The following is a 24198-nucleotide window of genomic DNA, read 5'->3' as shown; positions in this document are numbered from 1 at the left end:
CCCGCGCCGAGGGACGCCCCGCATGAATCTCGGCCTCGCCTTCGATCCGCTGATCCCGCTGCCATGGCTGATCGCCGCCGCCGTGCTGGCCGGCGCGGTGGCGCTTTTGGTGATCGTCTCGCGCACCCGTGGCTCGCTGCTGCGGGCGCTGGCGATCGCGCTGGCCGTGCTGGCGCTCGCCAACCCCTCGCTGACCCGCGAGGAGCGCGAGCCGCTCTCCACGGTGGTCGCCGTCGTCGTCGACCAGAGCGCCAGCCAGGAATTCGGCGAGCGCACCCAGATGACCCAGGCCGCCCGCGCCGAGCTCGACACCCGCCTCGCCCGGCTGAAGGAGCAGGGCGCCGAGATCCGCTTCATCGACGCCGGCGGCGGCGCCGGCGAGGTGGACGGCACCCGCCTGTTCACCGCCCTCTCCGCCGGCCTCGCCGATGTGCCGCCCGAGCGGGTGGCCGGCGCCATCTTCCTCACCGACGGCCGGGTGCACGACATTCCCGCGACCATCGCCGCGCTCGGCTTCCGCGCCCCGGTGCACGCCATCATCTCCGGCCATGAAGGCGAGCGCGACCGCCGCGTGGCGCTCACCTCCACGCCGCGCTTCGGCATTGTCGGCCAGAACCAGACCATCGGCTACCGGGTCGAGGACGAGGGCGCCCCATCGGGCGCGCGCGTGTCCGTCACGGTGCGCCGCGACGGCGAAGTGGTGGCCCGGCCCATCGTCACATCGGGCCAGCCGGCCGAGGTGGATGTCGAGATCACCCATGCGGGGGCCAACATCATCGAGATCGAGGCCGCCGGGCTTGAGGGCGAGCTGACCGCCGTCAACAACCGCGCCGCCGTCTCCATTGACGGGGTGCGAGACAAGCTGCGGGTGCTGCTGGTGTCGGGCGAGCCGCATGTGGGCGAGCGCACCTGGCGCAACCTGTTGAAATCAGATGCTAATGTCGATCTCGTCCACTTCACCATCCTGCGCCCGCCGGAAAAGCAGGACGGCACGCCGATCAATGAGCTGTCGCTGATCGCCTTCCCGACGCGCGAGCTGTTCCAGCAGAAGATCAAGGATTTCGACCTCATCATCTTCGACCGCTACGCCCAGCAGGGCGTGCTGCCGATGATCTATTTCGACAACATCGTCCGCTATGTCGAAGAGGGCGGCGCGCTGCTGGTTTCCGCCGGCACCGACTATGTCTCCGACGGCTCGGTCTATTACACCCCGCTCGATTCCATCCTGCCGGCCGGGCCGACCGGGCAGATGACGCAGACGCCCTACCGCCCCCAGCTCACGCAAGCCGGCCAGCGCCACCCCGTCACCCGCGCCCTGCCGGGCTCGGAGAGCGACCCGCCGGCCTGGTCGCGCTTCTTCCGCCTGGTCGATACCGATGGCGCGCGCGGCACCAGCGTGATGGACGGCCCGAACGGCAAGCCCGTGGTGCTGCTCGATCGCGTCGGCGAAGGCCGCGTCGCCTTGCTGCTGTCCGATCATTTCTGGCTGTGGGCGCGCGGCTATGAGGGCGGCGGCCCGCATATCGATTTGCTGCGCCGTCTCTCGCACTGGCTGATGAAGGAACCGGACCTGGAGGAGGAGCGCCTGCGCATGGTCGCCCAGGGCGGCGATCTCATGGTCGAGCGCCAGACCATGGGCGACAGCGCCCCGCTGGTCACCATCACCACCCCGACAGGCGCCACGCGCCGCGTCACGCTGGAACCCGCCGCACCGGGCCTGTTCCGCGTCACCTTCCCGGCCGACATGCTCGGCCTGTGGCGCGCCACCGACGGCACCCACACCGCGCTGGTCAATGTCGGCCCGCTCAACCCGCGCGAATTCGCCGAGGTGACCTCAACGACGCAGGCGCTGCGCCCCACGCTTGAGGCGACCGGCGGCGGCGTCTGGCGCATGGCGGACCTCGCCGGCCTTGTGCCGCGCGTCGTCGCCGTGCGCTCGGGCGAGCGCTTCGCCGGCGAGGACTGGATGGGCCTGGCCATGCGCGAGGTGTCTGTCGTGCGCGGGCTCGGCCTGTTCCCGCTCTTCGCCGGCCTCTCCGGCCTGCTGATCCTGCTCGCCGGCGTCGCCGCCGCCTGGGCCCGCGAGGGGCGGTAAGCCCCGCACCAAGCGCCCCCTCTCGATCAACGGCGCCCCGGGGCTGGCCCCCGCGCCCGCGACCGGTCATGTTCGTGCGCCAACGACTCGGAGCGCCCCATGACCCGCATCTATGGCTTCATCGCCGCCAGCCTCGACGGCTACATCGCCGACAGCGACGGCGGCCTCGACTGGCTCACCCCGTTCGATGATGTCGATTCCGGCTATGGCGCCTTCATTGCCGAGATCGGCACGGTGGTGATGGGCCGCGCGACCTATGAGGCCGTCGCCGCCATGCCGGGCGGCTGGCCCTATGCCGGACGGCGCGGCCTGATCGTCACCTCGCGCCCGCTCGACGACGCCCCCGCCGGCGTCGCCGCCTGGACGGCAGGCGTGCCGGCGCTCATCGACCATGTGCGTGGCGGCAGCGACAGCGAGGGCGCGGCCTGGGTGGTGGGCGGCGGCGGGCTGCAGGCGACCTTCATCGCCGCTGGCGCCTTCGACCGGCTGGACCTGTTCGTGATTCCCGTGCTGCTCGGCGGCGGCATTCCGCTATTCCCGCCGGGCGCAACGCCGGCCCGGCGGCTGCAGCTTGAAGACACCGAGCGCTACACCAACGGCATGGTGCGGCTGCGCTACGCGCTTTCCTGAACCGCGACCGGGGCGAACGCCTTCCGCACCGGCCCGCGCACCTCGTCCATCGGCGTGGCATCGAGCGGGCACACCAGCACGCGGGCGGGGTCCACCGGGCCGGGCAGGCTTACCTGCCCGCGCGGCACGCGCTGGAAGCCCATGCGGCCATAATAGGGTTCGTCGCCCACCAGCAGCACCAGCCGGGCCGCGCCCGCTTCCGCCAGCCCCGCCCTCGCCGCCTCCAGCGCCCGCTCCACCAGCCGCCGGCCGATGCCGTGCGAGCGGAAGGGCGGCTCGACGGTGAGCGGGCCGAGCAGCAGCGCCGGCAAGTCGCCGATAACGATCGGTGTCAGCCGCACCGAGCCGACCAGCATGGTGCCGATAGAGGCGGTGAAGGACAGGTCGTGCCGGTGCGGGTTGTTCTCGCGCAGCCGGAAGGCGCTGCGGGCATAGCGGCCGGGGCCGAAGGTGCGGGCGATCAGCCGCTCGATGGCGGCATCGTCGGCGGGCGTCTCGGGCAGCAGGGAAATGGACAGTTCGGTCATCGGGGCTCTCGGCGCTCAGGGTCGGCACACCGCCGCACCGAGCCACCGCGCATCACGGCTCTCAGCGGGCAGCAACGGGCAGGCACGCGCGCATGCTGGCGCGGCGGGCTCGCTCGTCTCGTCGTCGCTGGGCCGGCAACCGGAACATCGGGCTTTCCTCGATCGGACGCGCCCGATAGCACGGACGGCGCGCGAGGTCGAGCGTTGCCGGGCCGGCGCCGGATGGATTAGCCTCACCGCCATCATGCCCGCGCCCGAAATCCGCCCCCTCGCCCCCGATCCCGCCAGCATCGACGCCCTCGCCAGCCTGCTGATCGAGACGGTGGCCGGCGGCGGCTCGGTCGGCTTCATGCACCCGGTGGCGCCTGACAAGGCCCGCGCTTTCGCCCACGCCAGCCTGGACGCGGCGGCACGGGGCGAGCGGCTCGTGCTCGGCGCCTTTGTCGACGGCGTGCTCGCCAGCACGGTGACGCTTCAGCTCGCCTTGCCGGAGAACCAGCCGCACCGGGCCGAGATCGCCAAGATGATGACCCGCCCCGCCTTTCGCGGCCGGGGCCTTGCCCGCGCGCTGCTCTTGGAAGTGGAGCGGCAGGCGGTGGCGCGAGGGCGCACCCTCTTGGTGCTCGACACGGCGGAAGAGGACGGCGCCGCCGGCCTTTATGAAAAGCACGGTTTCCTGCCCGCCGGCCGCCTGCCCGACTACGCGCTGAAGCCGCATGGCGGCCTCACCGCGACCCTGCTCTATGTCAAGCGGATCGGCTGACGGCATCTGCGCAAGAGCGCCCTGCCCGGCGTGCAAACGGGAAAACTGGCCTCATCAGCCCCGCGCCCTATTGTCAGGGAAACACAGGGAGAGCGCGCATGGGACTGCTGGTCGAGGGAAAATGGGTCGACAAATGGTACGACACCAAGAGCACGGGCGGGCGCTTCGAGCGCACCGTGACGCGCTTCCGCAACTGGATCACCGCTGACGGCGCCCCCGGCCCTTCCGGCGAGGGCGGCTTTCCGGCGGAAGCGGGGCGCTATCACCTCTATGTCTCGCTCGCCTGCCCCTGGGCCCACCGCACCCTGATCATGCGGGCGCTCAAAGGTCTGGAAGAGGTGATCTCCGTCTCGGTGGTCGACCCGTTCATGGGCGGGGAAGGCTGGGTCTTCGCCGACCATGCCGCGCACCGCAGCGAGGGCGCCACCACCGATTCCGTGCTCGGCAAGCAGCGGCTCTATGAGGTCTATCTCGCCGCCGACCCCGCTTTTTCCGGCCGCGTCACCGTGCCGGTGCTGTGGGACAAGACGCGCGGCACCATTGTCAGCAACGAGTCGGCGGAAATCATCCGCATGCTCAATTCCGCCTTCGCCGCCTTCACCGAGGACCGGCACGACTACTACCCGCCCGCCCTCGCCGGCGAGATCGATGCGTTGAACGCCCGCGTCTATGACGCGGTGAACAACGGCGTCTACAAGGCCGGCTTTGCCACCGCGCAGGACGCCTATGAGGAGGCGGTCACCGCCCTGTTCACCGAGCTGGACGCGCTGGAGGCCCGGCTGGAGGGCCGCGACTGGCTGCTGGGCGAGGCGCTGACCGAGGCCGATATCCGCCTGTTCACCACACTGATCCGCTTCGACCCGGTCTATGTCGGCCACTTCAAGTGCAACATCCGCCGGATCTTCGACTACCCGAACCTGTCGCGCTATGTGAAGGCGTTCTACGCTTTGCCGGGGGTGAAGGCGACGGTCAACCTCACCCACATCAAGCGGCACTATTACGAGAGCCACACCACCATCAACCCGACCGGCATCGTCCCGGTGGGGCCGGAAGTGTGGTGGGAGTGAGGGAGCCCCCCTCACTTGCCGTCGAACCACGCCTTCCACTGCGGCACGGCGGTGGCGAAGGTGCCGCGATGGGTGGTCTTGCCGGTGGAGATCGCCTCCACCTGCATGTTGCCGGCGCCCATCGCCCGCTGATAGGTCTGCGCCAGCTGGCCGAGGCCGGTGCTGATCACCTCGTCGGTCTCGCCATAATAGTTGCGCACCGGCGTCTTGATCACCCAGCGATAGGCATTGGTGGCCAGCGCGATCCGGCCATAGGCCGAATTGGCGAAGTATTGCGGGTCGAAATAGGCGGGGCGGATCAGCTTGGTGATGTCGGTCGGAATGTCGGCGACATTGAACTCCTCCCGCGCATAGGCCTTGCGCGTCACCTCGTAATACTCGTCGGCGATCAGCGCCCGCGCCAGCCCGGGCAGGCCGTAGTAGTTCTCGTAGGAAAACGCCGAGAGGATGAACAGCGACATCACCCAGGTCGCGTCCAGCGGGCGGGGAAAGTCGAGAAAGCCGCTCAGCGCCACATAGACATCGACCGGCGCGCTGGCGGTGGCGGCGGCATTCACCGCGATGCCGTCCGCCTCCAGCTTCTCCAGCAGCGCCATGGTGACGAAGCCGCCCTGCGACCAGCCGGCGAGGAACAGTTTCGGGCTGGAGAGCTTCATCGCCTCCAGCACGCTGCGGCTCGCCGCCAGCAGGTCGGCGGTGGCCTGCTGCTGGCTGGCCTTCACCATGTAGCCTTCCGGCTCGGTGGACAGGCCAAGCCCGAAATAATCAGCGCCGACGACGATATAGCCCTGCCCGGCGAACTGGGCCACCATCAGCGCCGTCTCCGGCGACTGGGCGATGAAGGAGGGCACCTCCTGTTTCCCGTACACCGTGCCGTGCTGATAGGAGACCATCGGGAACGATGTGCCGGGCAGGTCGGGCACCGCCAGCAGGCCGGTGGTCACGGTCGGCCGGTTGCCGCGCTCGGGAATGACGCTGGGATAGGTGACGCGGTAGAGCCTCGCACCGTTGCGCGCCGGCGTATAGGCGACGGTGATCTTGGCGAAGTCCGGGATCTGCGTGGTCAGCACGGCGTTGAGCCGGTCGACATCCCAGGTCTCAAGATATTCGTAGCTGACCCCGCCCGTCACGGCGACGGCGCCGCCTTGCTGCGCCCGCGCCGGCAGGGCGGGCGCGAGCAGGAGGAGGGAAAGGCTGGCGCGGGTGACAAGGCGGGACAGGAAAGCCATGATCTGCGGAAAGCTCGGGGTGACGGGGCGCGGCCAGCCTCGGCGATAACGCCCCCCCCCGCGCAATACCACCTCAGCCGGCCAGCGCGACGCTTTCGCTGGCGGCGGCGATCTCCGCCTCGCTGCGCTTGCGGAAGCGCACCATGGTGTACATGCCGAGCGCCACGTCGCGCTTGACCGGCAAATCCACCGTGCCATTGCGCACCGCCCAATTGTGCAGCCGGGCGAACTGGAATTCCGGGCGCCAGCCCAGCTTGCGGGCGCGGCGGGCGAACCAGCGCTCGAACACCGCGCGCGGGCCGTCCTCGGCGCCGAGATGGTTGACCAGGATGATCTCGCCGCCGGGTTTCAGCACGCGGGCCATTTCGTCCAGCGTTTCTTCCGGGTGCGGCACCACGGTGATGACGAACTGCGCCATCACCACGTCGAAGGAATTGTCGGCGAAGCCCATATGGGCACCGTCCATCAGGCACAGGCCCTCGACATGGGTGAGGTTTTCCTTTGCCACCTTCTCATGCGCCTTGCGCAGCATCGGCTCGGAAATGTCGACCCCGACCAGGCGATTGGTGCGCCGATAGGCCGGCAGCGCGAAGCCGGTGCCGACGCCGAAATCGAGGATGCGCCCGCCGATCCGCTCCGCCGCCTGCAGTGCCGCCTTGCGGCCGGGCTCGAACACGGCGCCGAACACGATGTCGTAGATCGGGGCCCAGCCGGCGTAAGCCTCTTGAACCGTGGCGTGATCGAGATCGGTCTTCATGCAGCTCCCCTTGCACAATGCCGGGCCGGCGCCCGTTCCCACGAGCCTTTTCGCCATGCGAAAGGCTCCAGCTGACTGATCTTCGCGCACTTTCTTATCGATCCGGTGATGTCACCGGATCGGAAAGGGCTCTTGCGTAACGCCGACTCACGCCGAACGTGCCATCATCTCCACGTTAGGTGTCAAAGCGGTGAACGGCGCCGCCGAACGGCGGATCACCCCACCGCCGAGCATGCGCGTGCCCGCTTCGCCATCGGCGTAGAACACGCAGGCCTGCCCCGGCGCCACGCCTTCCTCGATGCCGTGCAGCCGCACCTCGACCCCGCCGCCCTCGGCCGGGGCGAGATGGCCCGGCACCGGGGCGCGGGCCGAGCGCACCTTCACATAGAGCTCGCGCTCGCGGGCGGCGGCATCCTCCAAAGATTCCTCGCCGAGCCAGTTCACCTCGTCGATGCGGATGGCGGAGACGCCGAGCGCCGAGCGGGGGCCAACCACCACCCGCCGCTGCGCCGCATTGATGCCGACGACATAGAGCGGTTCGGCGGCGGCGATGCCCAGCCCCTTGCGCTGGCCGATGGTGAAACGCATCACCCCGGCATGGCGGCCCAGCACCCGCCCGTCGAGATGCACGATCTCGCCCGGCTCGGCCGCCTCGGGGCGCAGCTTCTCGACAATGGCGGTGTAGTGGCCATTGGGCACGAAGCAGATGTCCTGGCTGTCCGGCTTGTCCGCCACCTTCAGCCCGAAGCTCTCGGCCAGCGCCCGCACCTCCGGCTTGGTGGTCTCGCCCAGCGGAAAGCGCAGCATGTCGATCTGCGCCTGGGTGGTGGCGTAGAGGAAATAGCTCTGGTCCCGGCTCTCGTCGAGCGGGCGGAACAGCCCGCGCCGGCCGCTCTCCATCGCGCGGCTGGCGACATAATGGCCGGTGGCGAGAATATCGGCGCCGAGGTCGCGGGCGGTCTCCAGGAGGTCGCGGAACTTCACTGTGCGGTTGCAGTCGACGCAGGGAATGGGCGTCTCGCCGGCGGCATAGGCGTCGGCGAAGCGCTCGATCACCGCGTGGCGGAAGCGGCTTTCATAATCGAGCACGTAATGGGGAATGCCGAGCTTCTCGGCCACGGTGCGGGCGTCATAAATGTCCTGGCCGGCGCAGCAGGCGCCGGGGCGGTGGTGCATCGCCTCGCCATGGTCGTAGAGTTGCAGCGTCACGCCCACCACATCATAGCCGGCCTGCGCGTAGAGCGCGGCGACGACCGAGGAATCCACGCCGCCCGACATCGCGACCACGACGCGCGTCTGGCTGGGGGGGGGGTCAGTGTCGTCGAGACGGATCATGGGCGGGGCTTGCGAAACGGCGTGAGGACGGGCGCGGCGCAAAAAAACGACGCGATGTCTTCCCTATATAGGCCACCGCGGCGATTTCATGAACCCTGCCCGGCAGGGCCCGCCGCGCGTGGTAACACTTTCCTCCCGCGCGTGCCCCGGCACCATTGCCGTTGCGGCATTAAACGTAAACAAAGTCCTTCGCAAATATTAACGAAGCAGCAAACACTTAGCTCTCACCGACACGTGATTCGCTTAGGAGAATATTTAAATCTCCAGCGCTATGCTTACGGCATTGGTCGTGTGTATTGAGTGAGTGAAACATGACAGAACCCTATCGCCCGAGGGTGAAGTATGTAATCGGGCCGGACGGAAGTCCGCTGACCATTGCAGATCTGCCCCCGCCGAACACCCGGCGCTGGGTCATTCGCCGCAAGGCGGAAGTGGTTGCCGCCGTTCGTGGCGGGCTCCTCAGCCTTGAGGAAGCCTGCAGCCGTTATACATTGACGACAGAGGAATTTCTTTCCTGGCAGGCGTCGATTGAACGCCACGGCCTCGCCGGCCTGCGCACCACGCGCATCCAGCAATACCGGCAGTAGCGGGGCGACGGCACGGGATTTCACCCGAAGCCGCCGCTCCCACACCTCTTACGGCATGCTTGGAGTGGCGCGCCGACCACCCAAACGACGCCAAGGCTTCAATCGCGTTTGCGGTTCCTTCCTGCAGGTGGAACGATGGCCCCTCCTATCGGCTCGCGTCTCCTGGTGTATGGGGGAGCGAGATGGGAGCTGGTCACCAAGCCGTCAGGGTCGCCATGGAAGAGAAAGCCTCGTCGAGGAAATCGGTCCGCAAGCGCGCCGAGGACATCAAGCCGTTTCGTTGCAAGAATCTGATCGCCGTTCTGGAGAATCCATCCGATGTAAAGAACATCGGAACCGTCATCCGGAACGTGAACGCGCTGGGCGTCGAGAAGGTCTATGTCGTCGACCCGCGCCGGTCGCTGCCGGACGATTGGCAGGAACTGCGGGAACGTCGCTCGATATCCAGCACGTCTGTCTCGGCGGTGAAGTGGACCTTCGTCAAGCGCTTCGACAGCACGGAGGAGTGCTTCGACCATCTGGAAAAGAAGGGCTTCGTCTCGATCGTGACCTCGCCGCACGTGAAGGGAAAGACGAGCCTTTTCCTCCACGAGGGCGACTACACGGCGCACACGAAACTCGCCGTCTGGTTCGGCAGTGAAGCGACCGGCATCAGCGATCTGGCCGTCGAGCGCAGCGAGATGTGCGTCTCCGTTCCGATGTTCGGCATGATCGAGAGCCTGAACCTGGGAACGAGTTCCGGCATCGTCCTGTACGAGGTCACGAAACAGCGGCGCGAATATCAGAGCAAGTTCAAGCGCCGCCACCGCAAGGGCAAGCGCGCAAATCCGCTGCCGACGGTGCTCACCCCCGACGTCTAGACCCGTGAGCGCCCCCGGCCTGCGCGCTACAGCCCGCCCAAAAACCCCGCCAGCGTTTCACCGGCGGTCTCCACCGCGCCGACATTCAGCACGGTGAGGTCCGGCGGGGCGTCGAGCGGCGGCTCGCGCTTCAGCCGGGCCAGCACGTCCCCGGCGCTCTCGCGGCCGCGGGCGGCGATGCGGGCCGCCAGCAGCTCGGTCGGGGCGGTGACATGCACCAGCTTCACCCGGGCAAAGCGCGCCCGCGCTTCCGCCACCGCCGCGCGCGAGCCATTGGCGACGACGATGCGGCCGGCCGAAATATCCTGCGCCACTTCCTCGCCCAAAGCGTAGCTCAGCCCATTGGCCTGCCAGTGCAGCGGAAAGCGGCCCTGCGCCAGCGCCTCGGTAAAGGCGGCGGCGTCCACGCTCACATGGTCCTCGGTGGCGTCGGTGGGCCGGGTGATGCGGCGGCGGGCGAAGCGTATGTCGGCGCGCCCGGCCAGCTTGTCGCGGGCATAGGCGAGCAGCGTGTCCTTGCCGGCGCCGGAGGGGCCGACCACCAGCACCAGCAGGCCGGGGCCGAGCTTTCCGTCCACGCCCGCCGCCGCTATCGCTTGCTCGCTCACGAGATCCGCTCCCCCTGCCGCCACACCGCCCGCGCCGCCGGGCCGGCCCCGGCCGCCGAGACGCGGATGAAATCGGCGCGCAGCCCCGGCGCCAGCCGGCCGCGATCGGTGAGCCCCGCCGCCGCCGCCGGATTGGCGCTGACCATCGCCACCGCCTGCGGCAGGGTGATGGCCGGCACACGGTTCGGCAGGTCGAAGGCGGCCAGCAGCAGGCTGCCCGGCACATAGTCGGAGGAGAGGATATCGAGCACGCCGCGCCGCGCCAGGCTCTCGGCGGCGACATTGCCGGTGTGCGAGCCGCCGCGCACGATGTTCGGCGCCCCCATCAGCACGCGGATGCCGGCTTTGTGCGAGCCGTCGGCCGCGCCGTCGGTGGTGGGGAACTCGGCGATGGCGACGCCATCCCCGATCGCCTCCGCCACATGTTCGTCGGTGGCGTCGTCATGGCTCGCCAGCACGATGCCCTGCCCGCGCGCCATTTCCACCAGCCGGGCGCGGTTGGGCCGGGCGAAGCGGGCATGCGCGTCCTGCCGGTCGGCGACGATGATGTCGAGATCGGCATCGCTCATGCCGCTCTTCTTCTTATAGTAGCTGCGGAACTGCGCCTCGGTCATGAACTGGCGCTGCCCGGGCGTGTGGTCCATCAGCGAGATCAGCCGCACCCCTTCGCTCTCCATCAGCGCGGCCGCTTCCTCCACCACGCCATCGGCCGTCACTTCGCAGCGCAGATGCACGAAATGTTCCGCCCGCAGCACGCCGGCCGCCCCCGCCTCGCGCACCGTGGCGGCGAGCAGCGGCGCGTCGCCATCCATGCCCACCGCCCGCTTGTCGGGCCAGACCCGCAGCGAATCGAACACGGTGGTGATGCCGGAGGCGGCGATCTGCGCGTCATAGGCGGTCACGGCGGCGAAGGCGTTCCAGGTGACGCGCGGGCGCGGATAGAGATGGCCCTCGACATGGTCGGTGTGCAGCTCGACAAAGCCCGGCAGCACATAGTCGCCGCCCATGTCGAGCGCCGCGCGCGGCGCCGCCCCGGTGCCGATCTCCGCGATCAGGCCGTCGCGCACGACGAGGTGGCCCTCGATCACCACCTCCTCCAGCACCAGCCGCGCATTGGCGTAGACGGTCTCGCTCATCATTCCCTCACTCTGCCGCAGCTCACGCCGCGACCCTGCCGAACTCGGTCACATCGATCACCCGGTCGCAGGCGGCCTCGCGCACCTCGGCATCGTGGAAGATGCCGAGAATGGCGACGCCGGCCCGCTTCTTCTCGGCGATCAGCTCCACCACCACGTTGCGGTTGGCGGCGTCGAGCGAGGCGGTCGGCTCGTCCATCAACAGCAGCGGGCGATGGGCGATCAGCCCACGCGCGATGTTCACCCGCTGCTGCTCGCCGCCCGAGAAGGTGGCGGGCGGCAGGTTCCACAGCCGCTCCGGCAGGTTCAGCCGGGCGAGCAGGGCGCCGGCCCGCGCCACCGCTTCCTCTGGCGGCACGCCGTCATGGATCAGCGGCTCGGCTACCACGTCGCGGGCGCCGACGCGGGGGATCACCCGCAGGAACTGGCTGACATAGCCCATGGCGGTGTCGCGCAGCTTGATCAGCCGGCGCGGCGAGGTGGAGGCGACGTCGACCATCTCCTCGCCGTCCCGCACCCGGATCGTGCCTTCGTCGACGCGGTAATTGCCGTAGACCATCTTCAACAGCGAGCTTTTGCCCGCGCCCGAGGGCCCGCCGAGCGCCACGCATTCGCCGGCGTAGAGGTCGAAGCCGGCGCCGTTCACCACAGGCAGCCGCGCCCCTTCGCGCAGGTGCAGGATGAAGGTCTTGGACACGCCAGAGACGGAAAGGATGGGGGTGTTCATGAGCAGCTCTTCCAGCAAATCGGAAGCGACAACGGGGTTGAATGCGCGGCCGTGTCCCGGCCCAGCGACGGCGCAGCCGGAGCGCCGCGCCGGGACCCAGCGATAAACGCCTGCGCAGCAGGCGAAGGCTGCCTCGGCGGCATCACCCAGCGCCGCGCGACGGCACGGGAGGCTGGGCCCCGGCTCGCGCTGCGCACCGGCTTTGCCGGCGCTTCGCTTGGCCGGGGAACGGGAGGTGTGCTCATGTCCTCTCCCTCACGCCGCCAGAACCGAGGAGACGAGCAGCTGCGTGTAGGGCTCGCGCGGGTCGTCCAGCACCTGGTCGGTGATGCCGGTCTCGATCACCCGCCCGTGCCGCATCACCACCATGCGGTGCGACAGCAGCCGGGCCACCGCGAGGTCATGGGTGACGATGATCACCGCCAGCCCCAGCTCGGCCACCAGCCCGCGAATGAGGTCGAGCAGGCGCGCCTGCACCGAGACATCGAGCCCGCCGGTCGGCTCGTCCATGAAGACGAGGCGCGGCCGGGTCACGAGGTTGCGGGCGATCTGCAGCCGCTGGCGCATGCCGCCGGAAAAGGCGCGCGGGTCGTCGTCGATCCGGTCGCCGGCGATTTCCACCTTGGCCAGCCAGTCCAGCGCCTCGCCGCGAATATTGCCATAGTGGCGCCAGCCCACCGCCATCAGCCGCTCGCCGACATTGCCGCCGGCCGAAACCGCCATGCGCAGCCCGTCGGCCGGGTTCTGCCGCACGAAGCCCCAATCGGTGCGCATCAAGAGCCGCTTTTCCGCCGCGCCGAGGCTGGCGAGGTCGGCCACGCGCCCGTCGCGCAGGCGGTAGGAGACGCGGCCGGCGCTCGGCTCCAGCTCGGTGGAGAGCAGGCCGAGCAAAGTCGACTTGCCCGAGCCGGATTCCCCGACCACGGCGAGCACCTCGCCGGGATAGACCTCCAGCGACACGTCGCGGCAGCCGAGCCGGGTGCCGTAATTCTTGGAAAGACCCTCGGCGATGAGGAGCGGCTGTTCGGTCATGGCTGGTGGCTCCCCTGGCCCGTCATCCCGGACGGCGCGGCACCCGCCGATCCGGGATCGCCCGCTGACGAGGGCGTGGTGGGCACGCCCGAAGTCCCCTCACCCGGCCCTTCGGGCCGACCTCTCCCCGGCGGGGAGAGGTTAAGCGCGCCGTCTGCTCCCTCTCCCCGCGGGGGAGAGGGTTGGGGTGAGGGGGACGCGCCGGACATCTCGCCGCGATGGCCGGCTTCCTGCCGCCCGTTGCAATAGTCGGTGTCCGAGCACACGAACATCCGCCCGCCCTTGTCGTCGAGGATCACCTCGTCGAGATAGACACCGGTCGCCGCGCACAGCGCGCAGGGCTTGGCGAAGCGCTGCACCTTGAACGGGTGGTCCTCGAAATCGAGCGAGCGCACCTTTGTATAGGGCGGAATGGCGTAGATGCGCTTTTCGCGCCCGGCGCCGAACAGCTGCAGCGCCGGGCAATCATCGAGCTTGGGGTTGTCGAATTTCGGAATCGGCGAGGGGTCCATCACATAGCGCCCCGCCACCTCAACCGGGTAGGCATAGGTGGTGGCGATATGGCCGTGGCGGGCGATGTCCTCATACAGCTTCACATGCATGAGCCCGTATTCCGCCAGCGCGTGCAGCTGCCGCGTCTCGGTCTCGCGCGGCTCCAGGAAGCGCAGCGGCTCGGGGATCGGCACCTGGTAGACGAGGATCTGGTGCTCGGCGAGCGGCGTCTCGGGAATGCGGTGGCGGGTCTGGATGACGGTGGCCTCGACCGCCGAGGTGGTGGTGGCGACGCGGGCGGTCTTCTCGAAGAAGCCGCGAATGGCCACCGCATTGGTGGTGTCGTCGGCGCCCTGGTCGATGACCTTCAGCACATCCTTCGGGCCGAGCACGGCGGCCGTCACCTGCACGCCGCCCGTGCCCCAGCCATAGGGCATCGGCATTTCGCGGGCGGCGAAGGGCACCTGATAGCCCGGCACGGCGATCGCCTTGAGGATCGCCCGGCGGATCATCCGCTTGGTCTGCTCGTCGAGATAGGCGAAATTATACGTGATCTCGGGCATGCCCCCGACAGCGTGGGCGTTCATTCCGCCGCCTCCTTCATGTCAGCCGCGCGGCGGCTTTCCTCATGCTCGGCCCGCATGCGGCGCACGAGATCGAGCTCGGCCTGGAAATCCACGTAGTGCGGCAGCTTCAGGTGCTCGACGAAGCCGGTCGCCTGCACATTGTCGCAATGGGAGAGCACGAATTCCTCGTCCTGCGCCGGGGCCCCAGGCTCCTCGCCCAGTTCCTCCCAGCGCAGCGCCCGCTCGACCAGCGCCATGGAGAGCGCCTTGCGCTCGCACTGGCCGAAGACGAGGCCATAGCCGCGGGTGAATTGCGGCGCTGTGGTCGCCGAGCCCTTGAACTGGTTGACGCTCTGGCACTCCGTCACCTGCACCGTGCCGAGCGAGACCTCGAAGCCGAGTTCCGGCGCCTCGAAGATCACCTCGACATCGCCGAAGCGGATCTCGCCGACAAAGGGGTGCGAGCGGCCATAGCCGCGCTGGGTGGAATAGCCGAGCGCCAGCAGATAGCCCTCATCGCCCCGCGCCAGCGTCTGCAGCCGGGTCGAGCGGTCGACCGGAAAGGAGACCGGCGCGCGGGTGATGTCGAACGGCTCGCTGCCATCATCAGTGGGGGCGCCTTCGATCAGCCCCTCCTGCCCGAGCAGGTCGGTGACGCGCGGCATGGAAACGGGGGCGGCGGCGTCATCGGCCTGTTTGGCCTCACCGGCCTGATCGTCCACCTCATCGGCCTCATCGGCCAGCCCGAGAGAGGTATCCAGAAGCCGGTGGGTATAGTCGAAGGTCGGCCCCAGCAGCTGGCCGCCCGGCAGGTCCTTATAGGTCGCGGAGACCCGCCGGCGCACCAGCATCTCAGATGTATCAAGGGCTTGCGCGTAACCGAAGCGCGGCAGGGTGGTGCGGAAGGCGCGGATGAGGAAAATCGCCTCGATCAGGTCGCCGCGCGCCTGCTTCACCGCCAGCGCCGCCAGTTCCACGTCATAAAGCGACCCCTCCGCCATCACCCGATCGACCGCCAGCGTCAATTGCTGGGCGATCTGGGCGAGGCTGATCGCGGGCAAATTCTTCTTTCCCCTCCGACGCTTGGCGAGAAGCGCGTGGGCGTTGCGGATGGCCTTTTCGCCGCCTTTTGCCGCCACATACATCGCTCAACCCTCCTTCACGGTGACGGAACGCGGCAGGCCGGCGACCCCGCCCGGCCCGGCCAGCAGCAGGTCGACCCCGAGCGGGAACAGCGCGTGATTTGCCGCCATGCGGGCGATGAAATCCGCCGGCAGCGGCGCGGCACCGAAAGCCGCGCGCCCCTTGACGCCCGGCCCCTCCAGCACCAGCCCGCCGGTGAAGGATTCCACCTGCAGGATCAGCGTGGCGGAGGCGTCCGGGAACTCGGGCGAACCCTGCGCGAAGTCGGAAAAGTCTGGCATATCAAAGGGTTCGGCGATCAGCGCGAAGCGTGCCTCGGCGGCGTTCTCGACAATCGGCGCCCCGGTATGGAAGCGCAGGAAGGCCGCGACCTCCGGCACCCGCGCCAGCGCCGGGTCCAGCCAGAGCGGGGTCTCATAGTCGCACAGCGCCAGAACCAGCGCCGCCGCCTCCGGGTTGAGCGGTGCCGGCGGGGTGAGATTGGCCACGATCGGCTCGACCCGGCCGGGGCGGGAGAGCGCCCACATGGCGGCGCGGAAACTGGCCTGCCCATCCATCACGGGATCAGTGAAACCGTTGGCAAGGCAAGAGGTTAGGCTGGTGTCAGCAGTCGTGACGGACATCTCAGTCCTCCCCGCGCACGAGGGTGAAGAAGTCGACCTTGGTCGCCGCCGTCTCGGCACGAACCGTCGCGGCCTCATCGGCCAGCCGCGCCCGCACCGCCGCCAGCGCCTCCTCCACCGCCGCGCGCCGGGCCTCGTCCTGCCACAGAGCGTCGAGGATGGCGGCGGCTCGCGCCGCTTTCAGATCGCGGCCGAGACGGTAGGCGAAGCCGGCCGCACCGCCCTCCAGCCGCACCGCCGCTCGGGCAACCGTCGCCTCGCCGAGATTGAACGGGGCGCCATCCCCGCCGGTCCGCCCACGCAGCATCACCAGCCCGACTTCCGGCGGCTTGAGGTTCGAGGCGGCGGGTAGCGGGCCGAGACGCGCCAGGATGGCGTCGAGCTCGGTCGATTCCGCCCGCGCCATCACCGCCATCACGCCCTGCCGTGCGGCGCGCCAGGCGTTGGCATCGCTGGACTCTGCTGGGGAAGACTGCATCTGGAAATCCGCGCTCACGGGCCACATAGGCCGTTTACATTTCGGCGGATTTGTATATTCATCTATACAAATAGGCAAGCGCAGTTTTTGCACCGCGGTGAGAAGATGAACCCGACCAACGACAGCGCCGTGACATCGCCCCCCTCCCCGGCCGAGGATGTGGCGCGCGGCACCGGCGTCTCGCTGTGGAAACAGATCGCCGAGCGGATCGAGGCCGACATCACCGAGGGCCGGCTGGTCCCCGGCGCGCGCCTGCCGACGGAAAACGAGCTGGCCGAACGCTTCGGCGTCAACCGCCACACGTTGCGCCGGGCGCTGGCCTCCCTCACCGAGCGCCGCCTGATCGAGGCGACGCCGGGACGCGGCACCTTCGTCAAGGAACCGCCGATCCGCTATCCCATCGGCCCGCGCACGCGCTTCTCCGAGATCGTCACGCGCGAAGGCCGCGCGCCGAGCGGGCGGCTGCTCGGCTCGTGCACCGAGCCCGCTTCCACCGAGATCGCCCAGGCGCTGGGCCTGCCGCCCGGCGCCGAGGTGCTGCGGATCGACATGATCCGCGAGGCCGACGGCGTGCCAATCACCGTCGCCTCGCACTGGTATGAGGCCGGTCGCTGCCGTGACCTCGATTTGCTGGTCGCCGCCACCGGATCGGTGACGCGGGCGCTGGAAACGCTGGGCCTCGGCGACTATCGCCGGCTGGAAACCCGCATCACCGCCCGCCCCGCCGATGAGGAGGATCGCCGCCTGCTCGCCCTCCCCGCCGGGCGCACGGTCATGGTACTGGATGCCATCAATGGCGACCCGCAGCGGCGCCCGATCCAGTATTCGCGCGCCCGCTTCTGCGCCGACCGGGTGCAGCTTGTGGTGAAGAACTGAAAGGACAGACCATGGCCGCTCTCACCACCCTGGAGGATCTGCGCGCACTCTATGGCGAGACGCGCGAGCGCAGCCGCCGCAAGGTGCTGCCGGCCATCGACCCGCATGCGCATGCCTTCATCGGCTTCTCGCCCCTGGTCATGCTGTCCTCGATGGGCGCGGACGGGCGCGCCGACGTCACCCCGCGCGGCGACGCGCCAGGCTTCGTCCTCGTCGAGGACCCGTCCACCCTGCTGCTGCCGGACCGGCCGGGCAATAACCGGCTGGACACGCTCACCAATCTGATCGCCAACCCGGCAGTGGGGCTGCTCTTTCTCATTCCCGGCGTCGACGAGACGCTGCGGGTGAATGGCCGCGCCGAGATCCGCGACGATGCGGACCTGCTGGCGCGTTTCATCGTCAATGGCAAGGCGCCGACGACGGTGCTGCGTATCGCGGTGGAGGAGGTCTATCTGCACTGCGCCAAGGCGTTCATGCGTTCCGGCGCCTGGAATCCGGACAGCTTCCTGCCCCGCGACCGCCTGCCCAGCATGGGCGAGATGATGCGCGACCAGCTCGGCATGGCCAGCGCCGAGACGCAGGCGGAGATGCTGGAGCGCTACCGCGCCACGCTCTACTGACCGCCCGGCCGATCGGTCGGCCAGATCACCTGCGGGCCGATATCGGCAAGGGTCCGGCAGCCGGTGAGCACCATCGCCACCTCGAACTCGCACCGGAGAAGGTGCAGCACATGGGCGACGCCGGCCGGGCCGGCCACCGCGAGCCCATAAAGACAGGGCCGCCCGACCAGAACGGCACTCGCCCCAAAGGCCAGCGCCTTCAGCACGTCGGTGCCGCGCCGGACCCCGCCATCCATCAGCACCGGCACCCGCCCGGCCACCTGCCGCACGACGCCGGGCAAGGCGTCAAGGCTGGCCGGCACGGTATCGAGCACACGCCCGCCATGGTTGGAGACGATCAGCCCGTCGACGCCGTGCGCCAGCGCGATCTCCGCATCCTCGCCCGTCATAATGCCCTTGAGCAGGATCGGCAGCCGGGTACGCGCCCGCAGCCAGGCAATGTCCTCCCAGCGCGCAGCGACATCAAGAAAGCCACGGAACATAAGGCTTTCGCCCAAAGCCGCCTCGGCAACATGGCGCGTGTACAGGCCACGCAGATTGGCGTGCTCGGAGAGCTTCGGCCCGACATATCCCGCGCGCTGCTCGCGGTTGCGCAGGCTGTGCACGGGGGCGTCCACCGTCACCACCAGCGCGCCATAGCCGGCCTCCTCGACCCGGCGCACCAGATCGGCGGTGAAGCCACGATCATGCTGGATATAGAGCTGGAACCACAGCGGCGTGCGCGCCGCGCGGGCGATCTCCTCCAGCGTCACGTCCGATTCGGTGCTCGCCACCATGCCGGCCTTCGCCCCGCCCGCCCCGACCACGGTGGCGATCTCCGCTTCCGGTACGGCAAGGCCGTGATGGGCGGTGGGCGCGACAAGGATGGGATGGGCGAAGGAGTGGCCGAACAGGGTCAACCCGGTGCCGCCGCCCGCGAAATCCCCCAGCACGCGCGGGACGAGCCGGACCTTCTCGAACGCCGCGCGGTTCCAGCCCAGCGTCGCCTCATCCCCTGCCCCGCCGGAAAAATAGGCGAAGGCCTGCGGGCTCAGCCGTGCCTGTGCCAGTGCTTCGTAGTCCTCCAGCGCCACCACGCCCGCCGGTATCGCGTAATCGCTCGACATGCCGTCCCCGATGCCCCGGTGCCGCTGTTGGGCGCGCCCCCTGCGCTTCATAATCACTTGTGGGCGATCGCGCAGCCCGTGCCGTCGCCAACGGCCCATTAACCCGATGGCGCCATGATGGCTCGACAGCAAACGAGGATTTTGGGCGATGGACGACGAGCGCCTGCGTGGCGAGACGCCCGGCCTGTCGCTGCGCGAGGCGATCCGCGCCGCCCGCATGGAAGCGGCGGAGCGCTCCGGCGTCATCGTCGAACTGCGCGACGCTACCCTCGCCCGCCTGTCCATGCTGAACGAACTGCTCGACCCGGTGTTCGCCCAGGTGCCGCTGGAGCATGTCGATCTTTTCGACCGCGGCCTGATGCCCGGGGAAATTCCGCGCCTGTTCATCGACATGGTGGCGCATGTGACGCTGGCCCGCGACCGGCGCACCTATCGCTTCCTGCAGGACACCCGCTCCGGCCGCCATGTGCTGGCCGAGAGCACCAACCCGAACGACATTGTCGATGCGGTGACGCGTTACATCGCCCGCCGGCTGATCGCCCGCGAACAGGCGATGGTGAGCGTCGGCGCGCCGCCGGAGATCGAAGCCGCCGTGCCGCATCCCGCGCCCCATCACCCCGCCGCCGCAGCGCCCGCTGCGGCAGAAGCCCGGCGTGGCGGCACCCTGCCTTTCCTGCTCGGGCTGGTCCTCGGGGCGCTCGCCATGGCGGCGCTCGCGATTTTCTACCCTGAAGTCACCGACCGCTTATGGCTTCGGTGAGCACGCGCGTGCTGCGCGCCGCCACCAAGGTCTCGCCGCGCTGGAAGCCGCGCGCTTCCATGGTGCAGCGCCAGGGGAAACCCGCCTCGCCAACCCGCTCGATGCGGTAGAGGTGGTAGCCGCCCGGCCAATGCCGGTCTTCCGGCCCGGCGGCGAAGGACGGCGCCTCGACGACGGGGATCAGCCCGGAATTCGGCCCGGGAATCATCTCGACCATCGGCACATGGTCATGGCCGCAGATGACCAACTCGGCGCCATGGCGGGCGAGAACGTCGCGCACCGCCACCTCGTCGATCAGCCGCTTGTGGCCGGCGCGCAGGCCCGCCGGGGGATGATGGATCATCACCACGCGAAACAGTCCTTCCTCGCCAAGCCCGTCCAGCACCGCGCCCAGCCGCTCGCGCTGCGCCCGCCCGACCTTGCCGGTGGCCATGAAGGGATGGGTGGGAATGGCGCTGGAAACACCGATCAGCGCCACATCGCCGCGCCGTCGCACGAAGGGAAAGGCGCTCTCATCGGTCACGTCGCCATTGACGCCGTCGCCGCGCATATAGTCGCCCCAGTTGAGCAGCGAATGATGGGCGGTGGAGCGCACATAGGCATCGTGATTGCCCGGCACTACCGTCACATCCGGCCCCTCGCCGAGCGATTTGAGGAAATTCAGCCCGGTGGCGAATTCCGCCGCGAGGCCGACATTCACCAGGTCACCCGTCACCGCGATATGATCGGGCGCCATCGCCTTGATGTCGTCGACCAGCAGGTCGATCGTGGCAATGGAAAAGCGGTGCTGGCGGCCGCGCCGCCAGTTGAGCACGCCAAGCGCCCGCTTTCCGGCCAGCTCGGCGAAGCGAGCGCGCGGCAGCGGTCCCAGATGAGCGTCGGTGACATGGGCAAGGACAAACACGGGGGTTTCCTTATCAGTCAGGAGAGGGGAAAGGAAAGCGCTGGCGGTCACACTTTCGCCAGTCCTCCGGGTCCGCCGCCCGCACCCATGCCGGCCTCGCGGCGGTTTCTGGTGCGCCTCGTCCACCTGTGGGGTCGCTGGACGCGCAGCGTCACGCTTGGCGTGCGCGCCGTGGTGATCGACGCTGACGGTGCCGTGCTGCTGCTGCGCCACACCTATGTGCCGGGCTGGCACCTGCCGGGCGGCGCGGTCGATGCCGGCGAGACGGCCGAGGCCGCCCTTCTGCGCGAGCTGGCGGAGGAAACCGCCGTCACCCCGACGGCACCGCCGCGCTTCCATGGCCTGCTGCTGAACCGCAATCTGGGGGCGCGCGACCATGTCGCGGTCTATGTCGTCACCCATTTCGCGCGGGGTGAGGTCCGGGTGCCGAATCGCGAGATCGCCGAAATCGGCTTCTTTGCCCCCTCCGCCCTGCCGCCGGACACCACCCCGGCCACACGCCGTCGCCTTGGCGAAGTGCTGGAAGGCCGGCCCGCGCCGGCCCATTGGTGAAGGTTCTGGATGAAGCCGTCGGGGGCAACGCGCTTTCCCGCCTTGACACCGTCCGGGCCGCTTCCTTATATCGCGCCACTTCGCAGGTCGGCCGTCACCCGATGGGTGGGTCGGTTTGTTGTGGCGGGGTAGCTCAGCTGGTTAGAGCACGGGAATCATAATCCTGGGGTCGGGGGTTCAAGTCCCTCTCCCGCTACCACAACAATCTCGAATTACCGAAAAAGTTTGACGCAAAGAAAAAGCCCGGCGCGAGCCGGGCTTTCCTTTACCGTTTGCGCGGTTGGCTCACGGCGAGACGCACTGCTGACGCGGGCCGTTATAGGGCTGGAACGTGTTGTCCGAGGCCCGGTAGGACCGATAGCGGTTGGCGCACCATTGCACGTGACTGCTGCCGCCGGAATAGGACTGCGAGGGCTGATTGGCGATGGCACCAAGAGCGCCGCCGATGATCGCACCCGCGGCAAAAGCACCGGCGGGGAAGTACCAGCCATTATACTGGCGGTAGCCCGGGCGGTAATAATTATAGCCGCGGTAGCCATTGTAGTAATGGTTGCCGCCGTGGCGCCAATAGCCACGGCGCGCGCCCTGACGATAGCCTTGGCGGTTCCCCTGGCGATAGCCCTGCCGGTAGGCGCGGCGGTTGCTCGGGCGGTACTGGACGTTTTCCACCTCGGCGACCGCGTTGGATGCGGCGAGCGGCGCCACGGCCTGCGGCACGATTGGCAACGCCATCACCGGCGCGACGGTAGATGTGAACACCATCGCAGCGGCAGCAATGGCAATAGAGAGCTTTTTCATCGTAGCATTCCTCCGTTATATTGACCGTTGCTGATGTAATAACGGTCTGCCGATGAATGCTCGCTGAACGAAACCTGCTGAAATCAGACAGATTTCTGAACAAGCGTTCAGAATGGCCGCGGCAAAGGCCCTCGACCCTCCTAACGCACGAAGGCGCGCGGAGTTCCCGCGCGCCTTCCCCGGCCGGTATGGACGTCCCGTCGACGTGTCAGTCGGCGCCGGGATCGGCGACAAAGCCCGCCGCCGCGATGCCGGCGCTTGCCGCCGCCTCGTCGTTCTCCGACGTATCGCCTGAAATGCCGACCGCGCCGATCACCTCGCCCGCTCCATCGCGGATCAGCACGCCGCCCGGCACCGGCACCAGCGCCCCGCCGGCGAGATGGCTGACGGCGGCGACGAAGAAGGCCTGCTCCTTCGCCCGCTTGAAAATGGAGCGCGAACCCATGCCGAGCGAGAGCGCGCCATAGGCCTTGCCATGGGCGACCTCAAAGCGCTTCAGGCTGGTGCCGTCCTCTGCCGCCGACACCTTCACCGCGCCCCTCGCATCGAGCACGACCACCGCCATCGGCTTGAAATTGCCGGCCCGGCAATGGCCGAGCGCGGTGGACAGGATGGTCTGGGCGGCAATGAGGCTGAGATCGGGCATGCGTTTCCCCTGCATTGGGCGTGTTTTTCGGGCCCCGACTGTGCCTTTCGCGGCGGAAGCGTCAAGTCTCGCCTTGCCATCGCGGCCAATTTTTGCATTCATAATTCATAGTTCGGTTTTGCCGAGGACCACCGACGCCCGTCCGGCGTCGGTCCCCGGTCAGGCCGCGCGAGAGAAAAGCACCGGAAAACCGGGCACGAGGAAACCCAAAGGAGCATGCCATGATCCGCATCACGCGAATCGTGTCGGCGATTGCCGGCACACTCTTGCTTGCCGCCAGCGCGGCGGCCGCGCCTATCGAGATCAAGCTGGGCCATGTGGGCGAGCCTGGTTCGCTGTTCGACCAGACCTCGCAGGAATTCGCCAAGCGCGCCAATGCCAAGCTTGGCGACAAGGCCCATGTCACCGTCTATGGCTCCAGCCAGCTCGGTGGCGACACCGAACTGCTGAAGAAGCTGAAGCTCGGCACCGTCGACCTCGCCCTCCCCTCGACCGTGATGACGACGGTCGCGCCGGAATTCGGCGTGTTCGAGATGCCCTATCTGGTGAAGGACCGCGACCACGCGGCCAAGATCCGCGATGCCGTCATCACCCCCGTGCTGGTCCCGATCGCCAAGGAAAAGGGCTACGAGATCATCGGCGTGTGGGAGAACGGCATCCGCCACGTCACCAACAACACCCGACCGGTGAATAAGCCCGAGGACCTCAAGGGCATCAAGCTGCGCGTGCCGCAGGGCGTGTGGCGGGTGCGGATGTTCCAGGCCTATGGCGCCACGCCGAGCCCGATGGCGCTGTCGGAAGTGTTCGTCGCGCTGCAGACCGGGGTGATGGACGGCCAGGAGAACCCGCTGGCCCAGATCTACCCCTCGCGCTTCCAGGAAGTGCAGAAGTACCTCTCGATGACCGGCCACGTCTACACGCCGGCCTATGTCACCGCCGGGCGCAGCTGGTCCAAGCTGCCGCCGGACGTGCAGAAGACGCTCGCCGAGACCGCTGTCGAGATGCAGCCGGTCGCGCTTGAAATCGCGGGCAAGCTCGACGACGAGCTTCTCGGCAAGCTCAAGGAAGCCGGCATGCAGGTGAACGAGGTCGACAAGGCCGCCTTCATCGAAGCGTCCAAGCCCGTCTATGAGGAGTTCGCGAAGGAAGTGCCGGGCGGCCAGAAGCTGGTCGACGACTCCCTCGCCCTCGGCAAGGGCTCCTGAGCCCACGTCCGGCCGGCGGCCAGATGGCGCGCCGGCCGGAACGCCGCACGACCCTCCCCCCGCTCCTTACAGAACG

The 24198-nt window shown here is 68.6% G+C and carries 27 protein-coding genes and 1 tRNA gene; 12 read left to right on the top strand and 16 right to left on the bottom strand.

The window, feature by feature from the left end; translation table 11 throughout:
- The first annotated feature begins 22 nt into the window (after nt 1-22).
- Together BLO63_RS00940 and BLO63_RS00935 are read left to right on the top strand one after the other, a co-directional pair.
- Nucleotides 23-2095, top strand: coding sequence for a hypothetical protein (locus BLO63_RS00940; protein ID WP_091435968.1), 2073 nt, complete (start codon nt 23-25; stop codon nt 2093-2095).
- A gap of 99 nt (nt 2096-2194) precedes the next feature.
- Complete coding sequence (locus BLO63_RS00935; protein ID WP_091435967.1) at nt 2195-2725, top strand: dihydrofolate reductase family protein; 531 nt, start codon at nt 2195-2197, stop codon at nt 2723-2725.
- Here the strand turns inward: BLO63_RS00935 and BLO63_RS00930 are convergent.
- Nucleotides 2710-3252 (bottom strand): GNAT family N-acetyltransferase, encoded by a 543-nt coding sequence (locus tag BLO63_RS00930; RefSeq protein WP_091435965.1) that lies wholly within the window; start codon nt 3250-3252, stop codon nt 2710-2712. The genes BLO63_RS00935 and BLO63_RS00930 overlap by 16 nt on opposite strands.
- 244 nt (nt 3253-3496) lie before the next feature.
- Here BLO63_RS00930 and BLO63_RS00925 point away from each other — a divergent pair, with 244 nt between their 5' ends.
- Both BLO63_RS00925 and BLO63_RS00920 read left to right on the top strand, forming a co-directional pair.
- On the top strand, nt 3497-4015 hold the full coding sequence (locus BLO63_RS00925) for a GNAT family N-acetyltransferase (protein ID WP_091435964.1): 519 nt from the start codon (nt 3497-3499) through the stop codon (nt 4013-4015).
- Between the two features lie 98 nt (nt 4016-4113).
- Entirely contained in the window at nt 4114-5082 is a 969-nt protein-coding gene (locus tag BLO63_RS00920; protein ID WP_091435962.1) for a glutathione S-transferase family protein, read from the top strand.
- A gap of 11 nt (nt 5083-5093) precedes the next feature.
- Here BLO63_RS00920 and BLO63_RS00915 read toward each other — a convergent pair whose 3' ends face one another.
- From BLO63_RS00915 to mnmA, 3 genes are all read right to left on the bottom strand, one after another.
- The gene (locus BLO63_RS00915) at nt 5094-6311 is read right to left on the bottom strand and encodes an alpha/beta hydrolase family protein (protein WP_091435961.1); all 1218 of its coding nucleotides are present in this window, start codon (nt 6309-6311) and stop codon (nt 5094-5096) included.
- Nucleotides 6312-6384: 73 nt separating this feature from the next.
- Nucleotides 6385-7068, bottom strand: a complete 684-nt coding sequence (locus BLO63_RS00910; RefSeq protein ID WP_091435959.1) for a class I SAM-dependent methyltransferase — start codon at nt 7066-7068, stop codon at nt 6385-6387.
- A 147-nt stretch (nt 7069-7215) separates the two neighbouring features.
- A complete protein-coding gene (gene mnmA, locus BLO63_RS00905) occupies nt 7216-8403 on the bottom strand; it encodes a tRNA 2-thiouridine(34) synthase MnmA (protein WP_091435957.1) in 1188 nt (395 codons plus the stop codon).
- Nucleotides 8404-8714: 311 nt separating this feature from the next.
- Between mnmA and sciP the strand changes: the two genes are divergently transcribed.
- Together sciP and BLO63_RS00895 are read left to right on the top strand one after the other, a co-directional pair.
- The gene (sciP, locus tag BLO63_RS00900; RefSeq protein ID WP_018963919.1) at nt 8715-8990 is read left to right on the top strand and encodes a CtrA inhibitor SciP; all 276 of its coding nucleotides are present in this window, start codon (nt 8715-8717) and stop codon (nt 8988-8990) included.
- A gap of 215 nt (nt 8991-9205) precedes the next feature.
- Nucleotides 9206-9850: a TrmH family RNA methyltransferase gene (locus tag BLO63_RS00895; RefSeq protein WP_091435956.1), complete on the top strand. Its 645-nt coding sequence runs from the start codon at nt 9206-9208 to the stop codon at nt 9848-9850.
- Nucleotides 9851-9876: 26 nt separating this feature from the next.
- Here the strand turns inward: BLO63_RS00895 and phnN are convergent, their stop codons facing one another.
- The 8 genes from phnN to phnG form a co-directional block, all read right to left on the bottom strand.
- Nucleotides 9877-10458: a phosphonate metabolism protein/1,5-bisphosphokinase (PRPP-forming) PhnN gene (gene phnN / locus BLO63_RS00890; protein ID WP_091435954.1), complete on the bottom strand. Its 582-nt coding sequence runs from the start codon at nt 10456-10458 to the stop codon at nt 9877-9879.
- Nucleotides 10455-11594, bottom strand: coding sequence for an alpha-D-ribose 1-methylphosphonate 5-triphosphate diphosphatase (locus tag BLO63_RS00885; protein ID WP_091437218.1), 1140 nt, complete (start codon nt 11592-11594; stop codon nt 10455-10457). The genes phnN and BLO63_RS00885 overlap by 4 nt, the downstream gene beginning before the upstream one ends.
- A 22-nt stretch (nt 11595-11616) precedes the next feature.
- Nucleotides 11617-12321, bottom strand: a complete 705-nt coding sequence (phnL, locus tag BLO63_RS00880) for a phosphonate C-P lyase system protein PhnL (protein WP_091437216.1) — start codon at nt 12319-12321, stop codon at nt 11617-11619.
- Between the two features lie 255 nt (nt 12322-12576).
- On the bottom strand, nt 12577-13353 hold the full coding sequence (phnK, locus tag BLO63_RS00875; RefSeq protein WP_091435952.1) for a phosphonate C-P lyase system protein PhnK: 777 nt from the start codon (nt 13351-13353) through the stop codon (nt 12577-12579).
- On the bottom strand, nt 13350-14432 hold the full coding sequence (locus BLO63_RS00870; RefSeq protein ID WP_425284310.1) for an alpha-D-ribose 1-methylphosphonate 5-phosphate C-P-lyase PhnJ: 1083 nt from the start codon (nt 14430-14432) through the stop codon (nt 13350-13352). Before BLO63_RS00870 ends, phnK begins: the two co-directional genes overlap by 4 nt.
- Complete coding sequence (locus BLO63_RS00865) at nt 14429-15556, bottom strand: carbon-phosphorus lyase complex subunit (RefSeq protein ID WP_091435951.1); 1128 nt, start codon at nt 15554-15556, stop codon at nt 14429-14431. Before BLO63_RS00865 ends, BLO63_RS00870 begins: the two co-directional genes overlap by 4 nt.
- Before the next feature lie 3 nt (nt 15557-15559).
- The gene (gene phnH, locus BLO63_RS00860) at nt 15560-16177 is read right to left on the bottom strand and encodes a phosphonate C-P lyase system protein PhnH (protein ID WP_091435949.1); all 618 of its coding nucleotides are present in this window, start codon (nt 16175-16177) and stop codon (nt 15560-15562) included.
- 1 nt (nt 16178) lies between these two features.
- A complete protein-coding gene (gene phnG, locus BLO63_RS00855) occupies nt 16179-16655 on the bottom strand; it encodes a phosphonate C-P lyase system protein PhnG (RefSeq protein ID WP_091437214.1) in 477 nt (158 codons plus the stop codon).
- A gap of 105 nt (nt 16656-16760) precedes the next feature.
- Between phnG and phnF the strand changes: the two genes are divergently transcribed.
- Nucleotides 16761-17531: a phosphonate metabolism transcriptional regulator PhnF gene (gene phnF / locus BLO63_RS00850; protein WP_091435947.1), complete on the top strand. Its 771-nt coding sequence runs from the start codon at nt 16761-16763 to the stop codon at nt 17529-17531.
- An 11-nt stretch (nt 17532-17542) separates the two neighbouring features.
- Nucleotides 17543-18151 (top strand): pyridoxamine 5'-phosphate oxidase family protein, encoded by a 609-nt coding sequence (locus BLO63_RS00845; protein ID WP_091435945.1) that lies wholly within the window; start codon nt 17543-17545, stop codon nt 18149-18151.
- On the opposite strand, the gene BLO63_RS00840 is transcribed toward BLO63_RS00845, so the two are convergent.
- Nucleotides 18145-19257 carry an alpha-hydroxy acid oxidase gene (locus tag BLO63_RS00840; RefSeq protein ID WP_091435943.1) on the bottom strand — a complete coding sequence of 371 codons (1113 nt, stop codon included), beginning with the start codon at nt 19255-19257 and terminating at the stop codon, nt 18145-18147. The two genes, BLO63_RS00845 and BLO63_RS00840, sit on opposite strands and share 7 nt — an antisense overlap.
- 148 nt (nt 19258-19405) lie before the next feature.
- Here BLO63_RS00840 and BLO63_RS00835 point away from each other — a divergent pair, with 148 nt between their 5' ends.
- The gene (locus tag BLO63_RS00835; RefSeq protein WP_091435941.1) at nt 19406-20017 is read left to right on the top strand and encodes a hypothetical protein; all 612 of its coding nucleotides are present in this window, start codon (nt 19406-19408) and stop codon (nt 20015-20017) included.
- On the opposite strand, the gene BLO63_RS00830 is transcribed toward BLO63_RS00835, so the two are convergent.
- Nucleotides 19992-20921, bottom strand: coding sequence for a metallophosphoesterase family protein (locus BLO63_RS00830; protein ID WP_091435940.1), 930 nt, complete (start codon nt 20919-20921; stop codon nt 19992-19994). The genes BLO63_RS00835 and BLO63_RS00830 overlap by 26 nt on opposite strands.
- An 87-nt stretch (nt 20922-21008) precedes the next feature.
- On the opposite strand from BLO63_RS00830, the gene BLO63_RS00825 reads away from it, so the two are divergent.
- Nucleotides 21009-21473: an NUDIX domain-containing protein gene (locus BLO63_RS00825; RefSeq protein WP_091435938.1), complete on the top strand. Its 465-nt coding sequence runs from the start codon at nt 21009-21011 to the stop codon at nt 21471-21473.
- Nucleotides 21474-21595: 122 nt separating this feature from the next.
- Nucleotides 21596-21672, top strand: a tRNA-Met gene (locus BLO63_RS00820).
- 86 nt (nt 21673-21758) lie between these two features.
- Here the strand turns inward: BLO63_RS00820 and BLO63_RS00815 are convergent.
- Together BLO63_RS00815 and BLO63_RS00810 are read right to left on the bottom strand one after the other, a co-directional pair.
- Nucleotides 21759-22271: a BA14K family protein gene (locus BLO63_RS00815; protein ID WP_205409236.1), complete on the bottom strand. Its 513-nt coding sequence runs from the start codon at nt 22269-22271 to the stop codon at nt 21759-21761.
- 208 nt (nt 22272-22479) lie between these two features.
- A complete protein-coding gene (locus BLO63_RS00810) occupies nt 22480-22917 on the bottom strand; it encodes a GlcG/HbpS family heme-binding protein (protein WP_091435935.1) in 438 nt (145 codons plus the stop codon).
- A 221-nt stretch (nt 22918-23138) separates the two neighbouring features.
- On the opposite strand from BLO63_RS00810, the gene BLO63_RS00805 reads away from it, so the two are divergent.
- Nucleotides 23139-24122: a TRAP transporter substrate-binding protein gene (locus BLO63_RS00805; RefSeq protein WP_091435933.1), complete on the top strand. Its 984-nt coding sequence runs from the start codon at nt 23139-23141 to the stop codon at nt 24120-24122.
- Nucleotides 24123-24198: the final 76 nt, after the last annotated feature.

The organism is Ancylobacter rudongensis (assembly GCF_900100155.1).
GTDB classification, from domain to species: Bacteria; Pseudomonadota; Alphaproteobacteria; order Rhizobiales; family Xanthobacteraceae; genus Ancylobacter; species Ancylobacter rudongensis.
Note: the sequence above shows the minus strand (reverse complement) of the source record. Positions and strands in the feature narration are given on the sequence as shown.